The sequence below is a fragment of the Arthrobacter sp. zg-Y919 genome (assembly GCF_030142045.1).
Classification (GTDB): domain Bacteria; phylum Actinomycetota; class Actinomycetes; order Actinomycetales; family Micrococcaceae; genus Arthrobacter_B.
Map to the genome: position 1 here is coordinate 2,802,490 of NZ_CP126242.1, position 12,234 is coordinate 2,814,723.

At 68.5% G+C, this 12,234-nt stretch carries 14 protein-coding genes; 7 read left to right on the forward strand and 7 right to left on the reverse strand.

Annotation, left to right across the window (positions count from 1 at the left end; genetic code table 11):
- The 3 genes from QNO10_RS13220 to mdlC all read left to right on the forward strand — a co-directional run bounded on the left by QNO10_RS13220 (position 1) and on the right by mdlC (position 3,585).
- Positions 1–579: a dienelactone hydrolase family protein gene (locus QNO10_RS13220; protein WP_229946430.1), complete on the forward strand. Its 579-nt coding sequence runs from the start codon at positions 1–3 to the stop codon at positions 577–579.
- Positions 580–756: 177 nt separating this feature from the next.
- Positions 757–1,980, forward strand: coding sequence for an MFS transporter (locus tag QNO10_RS13225; protein ID WP_229946429.1), 1,224 nt, complete (start codon positions 757–759; stop codon positions 1,978–1,980).
- Positions 1,981–1,992: 12 nt separating this feature from the next.
- A complete protein-coding gene (gene mdlC, locus QNO10_RS13230; RefSeq protein ID WP_229946427.1) occupies positions 1,993–3,585 on the forward strand; it encodes a benzoylformate decarboxylase in 1,593 nt (530 codons plus the stop codon).
- 43 nt (positions 3,586–3,628) lie between these two features.
- On the opposite strand, the gene QNO10_RS13235 is transcribed toward mdlC, so the two are convergent.
- The 4 genes from QNO10_RS13235 to QNO10_RS13250 form a co-directional block, all read right to left on the reverse strand.
- On the reverse strand, positions 3,629–4,474 hold the full coding sequence (locus QNO10_RS13235; RefSeq protein WP_229946425.1) for an HpcH/HpaI aldolase/citrate lyase family protein: 846 nt from the start codon (positions 4,472–4,474) through the stop codon (positions 3,629–3,631).
- 118 nt (positions 4,475–4,592) lie between these two features.
- Positions 4,593–4,940 carry a 2-oxo-4-hydroxy-4-carboxy-5-ureidoimidazoline decarboxylase gene (locus tag QNO10_RS13240; RefSeq protein WP_229946423.1) on the reverse strand — a complete coding sequence of 116 codons (348 nt, stop codon included), beginning with the start codon at positions 4,938–4,940 and terminating at the stop codon, positions 4,593–4,595.
- Positions 4,941–5,273: 333 nt separating this feature from the next.
- Entirely contained in the window at positions 5,274–6,185 is a 912-nt protein-coding gene (locus QNO10_RS13245; protein WP_284162244.1) for a dihydrodipicolinate synthase family protein, read from the reverse strand.
- Positions 6,179–7,093, reverse strand: coding sequence for an EamA family transporter (locus QNO10_RS13250; RefSeq protein ID WP_229946418.1), 915 nt, complete (start codon positions 7,091–7,093; stop codon positions 6,179–6,181). Before QNO10_RS13250 ends, QNO10_RS13245 begins: the two co-directional genes overlap by 7 nt.
- A 46-nt stretch (positions 7,094–7,139) precedes the next feature.
- On the opposite strand from QNO10_RS13250, the gene QNO10_RS13255 reads away from it, so the two are divergent.
- From QNO10_RS13255 to QNO10_RS13265, 3 genes are all read left to right on the forward strand, one after another.
- The gene (locus tag QNO10_RS13255; protein WP_229946417.1) at positions 7,140–7,616 is read left to right on the forward strand and encodes a MarR family winged helix-turn-helix transcriptional regulator; all 477 of its coding nucleotides are present in this window, start codon (positions 7,140–7,142) and stop codon (positions 7,614–7,616) included.
- A 165-nt stretch (positions 7,617–7,781) separates the two neighbouring features.
- Entirely contained in the window at positions 7,782–8,606 is an 825-nt protein-coding gene (locus QNO10_RS14595; protein WP_331460316.1) for a GNAT family N-acetyltransferase, read from the forward strand.
- Between the two features lie 113 nt (positions 8,607–8,719).
- The gene (locus QNO10_RS13265; RefSeq protein WP_229946416.1) at positions 8,720–10,000 is read left to right on the forward strand and encodes a glycosyltransferase 87 family protein; all 1,281 of its coding nucleotides are present in this window, start codon (positions 8,720–8,722) and stop codon (positions 9,998–10,000) included.
- Here the strand turns inward: QNO10_RS13265 and QNO10_RS13270 are convergent.
- On the reverse strand, positions 9,919–10,509 hold the full coding sequence (locus QNO10_RS13270; protein WP_229946415.1) for a GNAT family N-acetyltransferase: 591 nt from the start codon (positions 10,507–10,509) through the stop codon (positions 9,919–9,921). The genes QNO10_RS13265 and QNO10_RS13270 overlap by 82 nt on opposite strands.
- Before the next feature lie 73 nt (positions 10,510–10,582).
- Here QNO10_RS13270 and QNO10_RS13275 point away from each other — a divergent pair, with 73 nt between their 5' ends.
- Positions 10,583–10,783 (forward strand): hypothetical protein, encoded by a 201-nt coding sequence (locus QNO10_RS13275; RefSeq protein ID WP_229946413.1) that lies wholly within the window; start codon positions 10,583–10,585, stop codon positions 10,781–10,783.
- A 65-nt stretch (positions 10,784–10,848) separates the two neighbouring features.
- On the opposite strand, the gene QNO10_RS13280 is transcribed toward QNO10_RS13275, so the two are convergent.
- Together QNO10_RS13280 and QNO10_RS13285 are read right to left on the reverse strand one after the other, a co-directional pair.
- Positions 10,849–11,322 carry a MarR family winged helix-turn-helix transcriptional regulator gene (locus tag QNO10_RS13280; RefSeq protein ID WP_229946411.1) on the reverse strand — a complete coding sequence of 158 codons (474 nt, stop codon included), beginning with the start codon at positions 11,320–11,322 and terminating at the stop codon, positions 10,849–10,851.
- On the reverse strand, positions 11,319–12,215 hold the full coding sequence (locus QNO10_RS13285) for an alpha/beta hydrolase family protein (protein WP_229946410.1): 897 nt from the start codon (positions 12,213–12,215) through the stop codon (positions 11,319–11,321). The genes QNO10_RS13280 and QNO10_RS13285 overlap by 4 nt, the downstream gene beginning before the upstream one ends.
- Between the last annotated feature and the right edge of the window lie 19 nt (positions 12,216–12,234).

Consider the following 12,234-nt stretch of genomic DNA (forward strand, 5'->3'; position numbering starts at 1 on the left):
ATGGCCAACGTCCTGCTGTTCCACCACGCCCTTGGGCTGACGTCCGGCATGGACGCCTTCGCCGAGGTCCTGCGCGAAGCCGGCCACACGGTGACGGTGCCCGATCTCTATGACGGGCGCACCTTCACCGATCTGGCGGACGGGGTGGCCTACGCCCAAGAGATCGGCATGGACACCATCGAAGAACTGGGCGTCAGTATTGCGAACCGGTTCCCGGAGGAAATGGTCTATATCGGCTTCTCCCTCGGCGTGATACCGGCCCAGTGTCTGGCGCAGACCCGCCCCGGTGCCCGTGGCGCGGTGCTGGTCAGCGGCTGCGTGCCGCTTGGCGCCTTCGCTGACACCTGGCCGGCCGATGTGCCGGTGCAGATCCACGGCATGGACGCCGATGAAGAATTCGTCGACAGCGGCGACCTGGACGCGGCGGAAAACCTGGCCGCCACCACACCGAATGCCGAACTGATCCTGTATCCAGGCACCGCGCACCTGTTCGCGGACATCAGCCTGCCTGATTACGACATGGACCACGCGTTTGCCCTGACCCGGATGGTGCTGCAGTTCCTGGACCGGGTGGGCTAGCAGGTCGTCCGGTCCGGGAACCGCAGCACCCTACGCACCGACCACCTGCGGGTAGTGCCGCACGGTGAATGGACATGGTCGGCGCAGTCTGCCACCTTTATTTATTGGAAGTGTGGCGGGCATCTCACCGCACCCCCAACGACTGCACCACCTCGTAGACCAAGGACGTTCACGATCATGCAAACACAGAACCGGAAATGGGTAGTCATTCTTTGCTGGCTCACCGTCGTTTTCGAGGGTTTCGATCTGGTGGCGCTGGGCGCCTCGATCCCCACCCTTCTGGACACCCAGCACGCCGGCATCGACGCGGCAGGGGCCACCTTCGTGGCAACGATTTCCCTGGTGGGCGTCGGCATCGGCGCAGCCTTGATCGGCCCCATCTCCGACCGCTTCGGCCGCCGGCTGCCGCTGATCATCTGCGTTTTACTCTTCTCCATCTTCACGCTGCTGTTCCCTCTGATGCCGACCGTGGCCACCATGGGCCTCCTGCGCCTCCTGGCCGGTCTGGGCCTGGGCGGCTGCATGCCCATCGCCATCACCGCCATGCAGGAAGCATCCTCCAGTGAGCGCAAGGCACACTCCAGCACCCTGACCATGACCGGCTACCACGTCGGCGCTGTCGCCGCGTCAGTGGTGGCGCTCCTGGTGGGAGCGAACTGGCAGTGGCTCTTCTACGCCGGCGGCATCCTCGGGCTTCTTGCCGTTCCGCTGATGTGGGCGAAGCTGCCGGAAACCTCCCCCGTGGTCAAAGCCGTCAAGGCCGATAAAGCGGCAGCACCCAAAGTCCGGGTTGGTGACCTGCTGAGGAAGCCGTACCTGCGGATCACCCTGGGCCTATGGGTTGCGGCCTTTATGGGCCTGCTCCTGGTCTACGGACTGAATACGTGGCTGCCGCAGCTGATGCGCCAAGCCGGCTACAACGTGGCGGATTCCCTGGTGCTGCTCCTGGTCCTGAACGTCGGCGCCATTGCCGGCCTGCTCACCGGCGGCCGTGTTGCCGACCGCCGCGGCGTCAAGGGCACCACCATGTTCTGGTTCGCGTCCGCCGCCGTGCTGCTGGTTATCCTGAGCATCCGGATGGAGAATCAGCTGGTGCTCAACGGCGTCGTTCTCGTCACCGGCTTCTTTGTCTTCTGCGCCCAGGTGCTGGTCTACGGCTTCGTCGGCTACCTGTACCCCCGCCACATCGTCGCGTCCGGCATGGGCTTCGTGTCCGCCGTCGGGCGTCTTGGCGCCATCACGGGACCCTGGCTGACGGGCACGCTGGTGGCCGCCGACCTCGCCTACCCCTTCAGCTTCTACGTCTTCGCTGCGGCGGCCGTGCTTGGACTCGTGGCGGTGTCCGTTGTCCCGAAGGCAAAGCGCGGAGCCGACGAGCCCGTGGCGGCACCGGCAGGATAGGAAAGCACCACCATGACAACTGTCCGCGACGCCACCTACGAGCTCCTGCGCAGGCACGGCCTGACCACCATTTTCGGGAATCCCGGATCCAACGAGCTGCCCTTCCTGGCCGCCATGCCGGAGGACTTCCGGTACATCCTTGGACTCCACGAAGGCGTGGTCGCCGGCCTGGCGGACGGTTTCGCGCAGGCGACGCGGCAGCCCGCGCTGGTTAACCTGCACGCGGCCTCCGGGTCGGGCAATGCGATGGGCGCCCTGACTAATGCCTGGTATTCGCATACCCCGCTGGTGATCACGGCCGGCCAGCAGGTCCGCGACACGATCGGCCAGGAGGTGATGCTCTCCAACGTGGAGGCCGCCTCGCTCCCCCGCCCGCTGGTGAAGTGGAGCGCCGAGCCAGCCTCACCCGGCGACGTCGTGCGCACCATAGGGCAGGCCATCCACACGGCGGCGCTGGATCCGGCCGGTCCCGTGTACGTCTCCATTCCGTACGATGACTGGACGCAGGAGACGGGCGCGGCGGAAGCCCATCTGGCGGACCGCACGGTGGAACAGGCCGGCGAACTCTCCGAGGGCCAGCTCGCGGATCTCGTGGCGGCGCTCAATTCCTCCCGCCGCCCGGTCCTGGTGCTGGGTCCCGACGTCGACTCCGCCCGGGGGAACGCCGACGCCGTCGAACTAGCCGAGCGCCTCGGCGCGCCGGTCTGGGTTGCGCCGTCCGCGTCGCGCTGCCCCTTCCCCACCACGCACAATGCGTTCCGCGGCGTCCTCCCCGCGTCGGTTGCCGGGATCACCCGCCTGCTGGAAGGCCATGACCTGATCCTGGTCGTCGGTGCCCCGGTGTTCCGCTACCACCAGTACGAGCCGGGGAACTACCTGCCGGACGGGACCTCGCTGCTGCACATCAGCTGCGACCCCGGGGAAGCCGCCCGCGCACCCATGGGCCGTGCCTTCGTGGCCTCCATCGGTCCCGCACTGCGCCGCCTGGCGGCAGCAGTGGCACCGCGCGGCATACAGCTCGCCCCGCGTGCGAAGCCGGCCGCGGCACCGGCTGCCCGGGCCGGCGAACCGCTGGCACCCGAAGCCGTTTTCGACCTGGTCAACGAACTGGCCCCCGAGGACGCCGTGTACGTAAACGAGACGACGTCGACGGTCAACGCGTTCTGGGACCGGATGGACATGCGCCATCCGGGCAGCTATTACTTCCCGGCCTCGGGCGGACTCGGCTTCGGCATGCCCGCCGCGGTGGGTGTGCAGCTGGCGGATCCTACGCGCCGGGTGGTCGCGTTCATTGGCGACGGGTCGGCCAACTACGGCATCACGGCTCTCTGGACAGCCGCTCAGTACGGGATTCCGGCGGTGTTCGTCATCCTGAACAACGGCACCTACGGCGCGCTCCGCGGGTTCGCGGCAAAACTCAATGCCCTGGACGCTCCCGGGCTGGACGTACCCGGCATTGACTTCGTCTCGATTGCCGCCGGATACGGGGTGGACGCCGGCCGGGCGGAGACCCAGGACGAGCTCCGTGCCCTGTTCACCAAGGCGCTGGGCTCGGACTCACCCACCCTGATCGAAGTCCCCATCACCACGGTTTCCCCGTTCTGACCACGCGGGAGAACGCGTTGACCGGAGGTGCTGTGGCTAGGTTCTAGGCGTTCCAGAGTCCGTAGGAGTCCGCCAACGAGGAGATTTTCTGCGCACGGGCCAGGCGCGGCAGGTAGGAGCCGTCACCCACCACGGCGCCGGCGGCGTGTGCCTCCAGCAGTTCATGGGCCCACATGATTTCGGATCCGCTCGGGGAAAGTCCCTGGTTGATGAAGTCCGTGGCCTCGGGCATCAGGCACAGCTTCCCGGTCATACCCATGCTCTGGGTCACCTTGCAGGCTTCCAGCAGCTTGTCCCCCAGGGCACCGACGGTGGGACCGTCGATCGGGCCGGGCAGCTGGCCGACGCGGGAGGCGACCACCAGCTTGGAGCGGGCGTAGGCCAGGGCCATGGGATCGTCCGAAGCACCGGTGTCGCGGCGGAAGTCGCCGACGCCGAACGCGAGCCGGAATGTGCCCGGGGCGCTGGCAATGGCGGTGGCGTTTTCAATGCCGAGGGCTGATTCGACCAGGGCCAGCACCGGGGTTCCGGCCTGCAGGCGCATGGCGGTGTGGGTGACTTGTTCGGGCTTTTCCGTCATCGCCAGCATGACGCCGCGCAGGCCCGGCGCCTTGGACAGGGCAGCGAGGTCATCGGCCCAGTAGTCGGTTTCGATGCCGTTCACGCGCACCCAGGCGGTCATACCGGTGGAGAGGGCCTCGACCACGCGTTCGCGGGCTTCAGCCTTGCCTTCGGCGGGAACGGCATCTTCCATGTCGAAGACCACCGAATCAGCCTCGGACGCCAGCGCCGGTGCAAAATTCGCTTCATCTGCGGCGGAAGCCAGCAGCCAGGAACGGGACAGTTTTGCGGGAAGGGCAGCGGCGCGGCTGTTTCGGAAAGGGGCCATAAGTAGACATTACTTTCACGGCTGGCGGTTCCGAAAATGCGACGGGCGTCATGTGGCTACCGTCACCCGTGTAAGGGGCACGGATGCCGGTTACCCCTCGCCCCGGTGCAGCAACGGGTCATGCGTCCAGCAGTCCTTCGAGCCGGAGAATGGCGGTGTCGCGCAGCTGGGCGGCGGCCTCGTCCCGGGGTGGGACCTGCGTTTCGGTGCCGGCGGACTGGTCCCCAGGGTGCGGATGGTGGGCGAGGGCAGCGTCAATCTCCGCCTCAGTGAAGTCCGGGGCGGCGAGTTCGGCGAAGCTCAGCAACTCCCCTGCCGTGGTGAAGGGCCGGGCAGCGGCCACCTCGTTGTACCAGCGGGGAATGTCCGCGCAGGGGCGCAGCATCGCCTCCGCGTCCCGCCGGGAAGCGGTATTGAACGCGGTAAGGAAATCCGGTGCATCCGTCGGCACGTCTTCAAAAGGCACGGGTGGGTCAGCTTTCGGTCGGAACTCGTCCGCAGCCGGCGCGCTGGGTAGCCTTGCCCGACGCCGACGGGAGTTGATGATGTTTTGGTCAGTCTGTGCACCCGTGTGATGCCTGTCAAGGAACTTCCCACCACTCCGCCTCCGGATCCCACGGCTGATCGGCGGTCGCCGCCCTACGGGCCTTGGTCTTCTGCGAATCCCTCCGGTTTGTCGGAATCCGTCCAGTTTGGGAAATCCCTGCCACTGCGCAGCGGAGGAATTTCCCAAATTGGAGGGGTTTTCCCAAACCGTGCGGTTTTCCACACCGGCGTCCTGCGGCGGGATGCGCCTGAGCTACCCAGCCGCTGAACCCCGTAGGGTCCGCAGCACCCCGCCGATCCTCCCCTGAACGTCACCGGACAGGGGCCGCAGCGGAGCCGGCAGGTTCTCCCTCGGCAGCAGACCCAGTTCCGCCGCCACCGCGGAAGTCACCCGCAGGCCGCCGAACTGCCGGAACAGTTCCCAGACCGGTGCCAGCTGTGCCGACAAACGCCGGGCAGTCTCGGCGTCGGCGGACTGCGCCGCCCGGGTGATGGCGAGCGCCAGGTCCGGCAGGGTGCCGCCCAGCACGCTGAACCACACGTCCGCGCCGGCGAGCAGTGCAGGGGCGGCAAACTCGTCACCGCTGACCCCCAGAGCCATCCGGCCTGGCAGCGCGGCCCGCACCTCACGGATGCGCTGGTCCGCTTCGTCAACGGGGCGGGGCGGGATCTTCACGGCCTCCACATGCGGAAGGGCACCGAGCCGGGCATAGAACTCGTTTGTGAAAGAGAACCGGGTGTTGGTCGGATTGTCATAAATGCAGATCGGCACCGAACTGGCAGCCGACACGGCCTCGAACAGTCCGGCCACTTCGTCCTCCGTCAGCGGCTGGTAGGACACCGGAGCAAGCAGCAGTCCGGCGGCCCCGGCGTTCTGGGCATCCTCCGCTCCGCGCAGGACATCCGAGGTCCGCAGGGCTCCGATCCCCACGATCACGGGCACCGTCCCGGCCGCCTGCACCGCGGCCGCTGCCACCCGGCGTCGTTCCTCCCGGGACAAATAGGCGTAACTGCCGGTGGAGCCCAAGGCACCGATGGAATCCACCCCAGCCTTCACCGCACGGTGGACCAGCCCGGTGAACAGGTCCAAATCGACGGCGTCGTTGATAACAGGCGTCAGGGGAAAGGCGGACATGCCGGTGAACACGGGACCTCGCTTCAGCATCGGGTAACTGACCGGTCCAGCAGATCACGCGGCCCCGCCGACCTCGCGGTGGCGCGCCGTTGTCCGGCAGGCCCGGCCAGCACCAAGGCCCCAAGCACCACGGCGGCACCCAGGCACTGTCCCGGGCTGAGAACCTGCCCGGCGAGCAGCCAGCCGGCGGCGGCCGCAACCACCGGGCTGAGCAGCCCGAGCAGCGCCGTACTGGAAGCGGGAAGCCGGTGGAGACCGCGGAACCAGAGGCAGTAAGCCAGTGCAGTGCCGATCAGGCTGAGGTAGGCGTATCCGGCGAGGTTGATGCCGGTCAGTGCGGGCGGCGGCCCCTCCACCAGCAGGGCCACCGGCAGCAGGAACAATCCACCGGCCACCAGCTGCCAGGAGGTGGCAGCCAGCAACGTGTCCGGCGTACCCCACTTCTTGGTCAGGACCACCCCGGCCGCCATGGCCACCGCTCCCCCAAGCGCGGCGGCCACACCCAGGGCATCCAGCCGCGCCTGCGCCTGCAGCACCAGCAGCCCGACGCCGGCCAGCCCGGCCACGCCTGCCGCCAACCTGCGTCCCGTCAGGCGTTCGCCGATCCACCGCGAGGCAAACAACGCCACCAGCAACGGCTGGACCGCGCCCACGGTGGCGGCCACCCCGCCGGGCAGCCGGTAGGCAGCCACAAACAGCAGGGCGAAGAACAGGCCGATGTTCAACATCCCCAGCACCGCCGAGCGCCACCACCATCCGCCGCGCGGCAGCCGACGGACCAGCAGGAACAGCAGCAGCCCTGCCGGCAGCGAGCGCAGTAATGCGGCCAGCAGCGGCCGGTCCGGCGGCAGCAGCTCCGCGGCCACGATGTACGTGGTTCCCCAGACGATCGGCGCCAGGGCCGTCGTCGCGGTCAGGATCAGATGTTTGCTAAGCACTTAGCTAACATAGCTAAGTGCTTAGTTAATTGCTAGGGTGCATTCCATGAACGATCACGTGGGTATGGTTCTTGAGCAGTGGGCGGCGGAACGGCCGGACCTGGATGTGTCCCCGATGGCCGTCGTCGGCCGGCTGTCCCGGGTGGCCCGCAGGTTCGATGAACAGTTGGCGGCAACCTTCGCGAAGCACGGCCTGGATGCGGCGTCCTTCGACGTGCTGGCCACGCTCCGGCGCTCCGGCGCTCCGTACACGCTCAGCCCCAAGGACCTCACCGCAAGTTCCATGGTCACCTCCAGCGCCATCGCGCAGCGGTTGAACCGGCTGGAGGCGCAGGGATATGTGCTGCGCGCCCCGAGTTCCGAGGATCGGCGGGGCAAGCACGTGACCCTGACCGACGCCGGCCGGACCGCCGTCGACGCCGCCCTTCCGGACCATGTGGCCACCGAACACCGGCTGCTGGCAATCCTGGACGGGAGCGAGCGGAAGGTGCTGGCGGCACTGCTGGCCAAGCTGGACGCTTGACGGTCTGCTTCCGCCTGCGGGACGGCTCTATGACGTCTGCATATGCCGATGTCCGCCGTTGCGGTGGGCAGCGGTTAGACTCTGCGCAAGAGACCCTGTGGGAGGCCCACGGCGGCGCCCTGCCGGGCCGTCGGCTGCCGCACAGGCCCGTGGAATACCGTCACGATGCTGGAAGAAGTACAGATGCCCGGATTCACCCCTACACCGCCCCCGGCCCGCCGTCCGGGACAGACCCCGTCTGCCGCGCCGGGGGCCTGGACCACGCCCGAGTCACAGCTGCCGTCGCTGCCCGTCCGCACCACCCTCCCGTCGGCACCGGGCAGCCCTTCCGCGCAAAACGTGCGCCGGGTAGACATCCTCCGCGACGACCCGGCGAAGGCGGATGTCCGGGCCCTGCTCGCCGAGAACCGCGATCTGCTGTATCCCGGTCCGGGATCGGGAGCTGCCGGCCTTACCCCGCCGTTCCTGAAGGATTCCTCGGTGACCTTCTGGACCGTGCGCGAGGGCGGCATCCTGCTGGGATGTGGTGCCTTGAAGGAACTTCCGGGTGTGCCCGGGGGCGCGGCTGGCGAGTACGGGGAGATCACCTCCATGCGCACGACGGCGGCCGCCCGGGGATTCGGAGTGGGCAAGCTGCTCCTGCAGCAGATCATCACGAACGCCCGGGCGCGCGGTTATGTGGCCCTGCTGCTGGAAACCGGAACACAGGAGTTCTTCGCCTCCTCCCGGCGCCTGTACCAGCGGCACGGATTTGTTCCCTGTGCACCGTTCGGGGATTACCGGGCCGATCCCCGCAGCGTCTTTATGCGCCTTGATCTGCAGGCTCCGGCCGTCCCGACCGATGCGGGCATTCACGACCCGGCCCCGGCCGGCGCCGACACCGACACCCCGGCCCCCACCCAGGTCCGTCCTCCGCTGTCCCCGCCCGGCACGCTGACCGCTATCCTGGCCGCACAGCGCGCACTGGCCTCCAAGCCACTGAAGCGCTGACGGTCCGGGCGTGCTGCCGGACCAGCGGCCGGACCCGCAGCCGGACGCGTAGCCCGGCCGCGGGGCCGGACGCGCGGCCCGGGGGCAGGACTCCGCCCTCTAAACTGGCAGGCATGGCACTCTCCACGGCGGACCCGGCGTCCCGCACCCGCACCCGGATCCTCTGGCTCACGCTCGGCTTGCCAGTGGCCCTGGTCCTGGTGGTTGTTGGTGCGCAGATCCACGGCCTCGACTTCACGGTCTACCGCGAAGGTGCCCGGGCTTTCCTGGGCCTGAGCGGACACCAGCTGTACGACCCGAGCCTGGTGCAGACCGATACCCGCGGCCTGCCGTTCACCTATCCACCCTTCGCCGCGCTGCTCCTGACCCCGTTCGCTGTCCTGCCCACAGCCCTGGGGCTGGTCCTGCTGACGGCAACGTCCCTGGCCTGCCTGGTGCTGACCGCCTTCCTTGTTGCCCGCTACCTGCAGGAGAACAAGGTCCTGCCCGCCCGGCTCCACGCGGTACTCGGTGGGAACGCGGGCGTCGCCGTCCTCGCCGCCCTGCTGATCGGGGTACTCGGGCCGTGGCGGGAGGGATTGGGCTTCGGCCAGATCAACCCGATGCTGATGCTCCTGATTGTCGCGGATCTGCTGCGTCCGGCGTCGTCGAAGCTGCCACGCGGTGTCCTGATCGGGCTCGCCGCGGGCATCAAGCTCACACCGCTGGCCTTCGGCCTGATTTTCCTGGTCCGCCGTGACTGGCGGGCCATCCTGACGATGGGTGCCACCTTCGCCGCCACGGTCGCCGCCGGCTGGCTGGCCTCACCTGCCCAGTCCCGCACGTTCTGGCTCGATTCCCTCTTTGACTCCACCCGCGTCGGCGACACCACGGACATGTACAACGTGTCGCTGAATTCGTTCATCGCGCATCTGGGCACCCGCGAGGCGCTGCAGCGTCCGCTGTGGCTGCTGGCCTCGGCCGCCGTCGTCGTGCTGGGCTTTTTGGCCATCCGCCGCTCGGACGAGCGCGGCGACACGCTGGCCGCCATCAGCGCGAACGCCGTGGTGATGCTCGCGATCTCCCCGATTTCCTGGTTCCACCACTGGGTCTGGATCGCGCTGGTGCTGCCGGTGCTGTGGGTGGCGGTACGACGGCGGCGGGCCGGGGTCCGTGCCGGTGGCATCGCGCTGCTGGTGGTGATGGTGCCGGTGTTTATGCTGTCCTCGGTCACCGTCACGATGATGCTCACCGGCGTCGTGAGCGGACAGGGCCCGGTGGCACTGGAGCTATTCACCAGCCTGGGCGTGCTGCTGCCGGTGGCGGCACTGGTTTACCTGCTGGCAGCTCCGGTGTCCGCTGAGGACTCCCCGGCACCGGCAGCCGAAGCGACCGGCCAGCCCAGCGCGAAGTAGACCTCCGGCACGCCGGCATACTGCCGGTCGAGTCCGGGGACGCGTGCCAGGCCGGCCGCCTGCGCGGTCCGCTGGGACACGATGTTGGAGGCGGTGATCCGGGCCAGCACCGGAAGCTCCGGCAGCAGGTTCCGGCCGCGCCGGACGGCTTCGATGGCCCCTTCCTTGGCGTAGCCCCTGCCCCAGACGGCGGGGTCGTAGCGGTAGTACAGGTTCAGGATCTCCCGGTCATCCACCAGGGCCCGCTGCAGCCCGGTGAAGCCGATGACCGTCTCCGGCTGCCCGCGTTCGGCCACCGCCCAGTAGCCGAAACCCTCGCGCTCCCAGTGGGCGAGGAAAGCCTGCAGGGTCTTCGCCGCCGCGTCAACGGCGGGAGGTTCGGGGTTGTGCAGGTTGGTCCGGGGGTCAACATGGATCCGGATGGCGGCATCGTGATCGGTATTTTCCAGGCGGCGCAGCAGCAGGTGCTCGGTAGCTGCGGGGGTCCAGTCGCTCGGGTCTTGGCGCATGCGCCCATCCTAGGCGGGGACGCCCCCAGATCAGTTCCACAGCTTGCCATGGGGAGCGGGGTATTCTTCCTGCATGACAATTCCCGGGGGCCACGATTCCGACGACCGATCAAGTGACGCCATCATGTATTTCTGTGGTGCGGTTGCCCTGCTGATGTTCTCGATACTCGCGTTCGGCAACGCTTCGGAATGGTTCGACTACGCTTCCGGCGCCATCTGCCTCGGTCTCGCTGCCGTACTTGGTTACCGGGGATTCCGCTCGGGAGCGGTCTGAGCCGGACATACCCGCAAATAAACCCCGCACCTTCCCTTTCTCGCGTGGTCCGTCGCGGACCAGCATTAGTCCAGCACCTCCGCAACGTGACGCAGCCACCGGGCGACGACGGCCAGCTCCTGGGCGCTGAACCCGTCGGTGATCTTTCCGTTCAGCTCCCCGAGGGCGGACTGCACGACGCCGAGCGCTGACTTTCCCTCGGCGGTCAGGTTCACCCGGATGGTGCGGCGGTCCGCCGGATCCGCTGCCCGGGTGAGAAGCCCAGCCTTTTCCAGCCGGGACAGCAGCCCGCTGAGCCCCGCCGGCGAGGCGTCCACCGCTTCGGCCACCTCACCGGTACTCGCGCCGGGACGGGTGGCCAGATACAGCAGCACCCCCGCGGCCGGTGCACTCAGTCCGCGGTCCTCGCCCCGGCGTCCGATCCAGCGGCGCAGCCGGCGTTCGGCGGTCAGCGTCAGGAAGATCAGCCGCGGCGGACGCCGCCGGCCGCCGTCGTCCGTCCCGCCGCCGTCCGTTCCGCCGGCGCCGCCCGGCCTCATGGCCTGTTCGCGATCCGCCCGTCCAGCCACGCCAGCACCTGCGGCCAGAGGGTGTCGCGGACCCCGCGCCGGAAGAAGCCCATGTGCCCGATCGCGGGCACCCCGGCGTCGTCGGGTGTGTAGGTGCGCCGCTCTAGCGGGGCATTGGTGAGCCGGCTGTAGATGGCGTTGATCTGTCCCGGGGTGGCCCAGAGATCGTCGCTGAAGCCGATGGACAGCACGTCGGTCTTGACCCCGGCGGCGCGTTCGGCGGCGTCCATACTCGGATCGTCGAAGAAGTAATTCGGCCGGCGGGACCAGGAGCTCCACTCGAGCATGGCACCGCCGGGCATGTCCTCGCCCAGCCCCATTTTCCGGCCGGGCACCACGCCGAGCAGCTGGCCGGTGAGCGGGCCGAGGACCCGCAGGACCAGTCCCACGCGCACCCGTTCCTTCGGATCCTGGATGGTCTTGGTGACGCCGGCGTGCGAGGCCACGGCCACGAACCCCAGCAGCCCGTCGGTGCCGTTGTTCAGGGCCATCGCGTGTCCGCCGATGCTGTGCCCGACGGCGAGCCGCGGCAGGTCCTGGAACCGCTCGGCCATCCACCCGGCGGCGGCCGGGACGTCCTGGCTCATCCAGTCCCGCATCCGCAGCTTCCGGTTGGCCCTCGGGCTGCCGGACGCACCGGTCCCCCGGTAGTCGTAGGTCAGCACCGCATATCCGTTTTCCGCCAGGTACTCGCTGAAGCCGGTGTACAGCCGTTCGGCCACGGCCGTGGCGGGATGGACAACGACGGCGGCGCGGGGCGCGGCGTCGGCCGGCAGACGCAGGGTGCCGGCGAGCGCTCCACCGGCAGGGACGGGGATGCTGATTCGTTCGGATGTGACTGCTGCCACACTATTATTTCGCATGCGAAGTAATCTACACGGG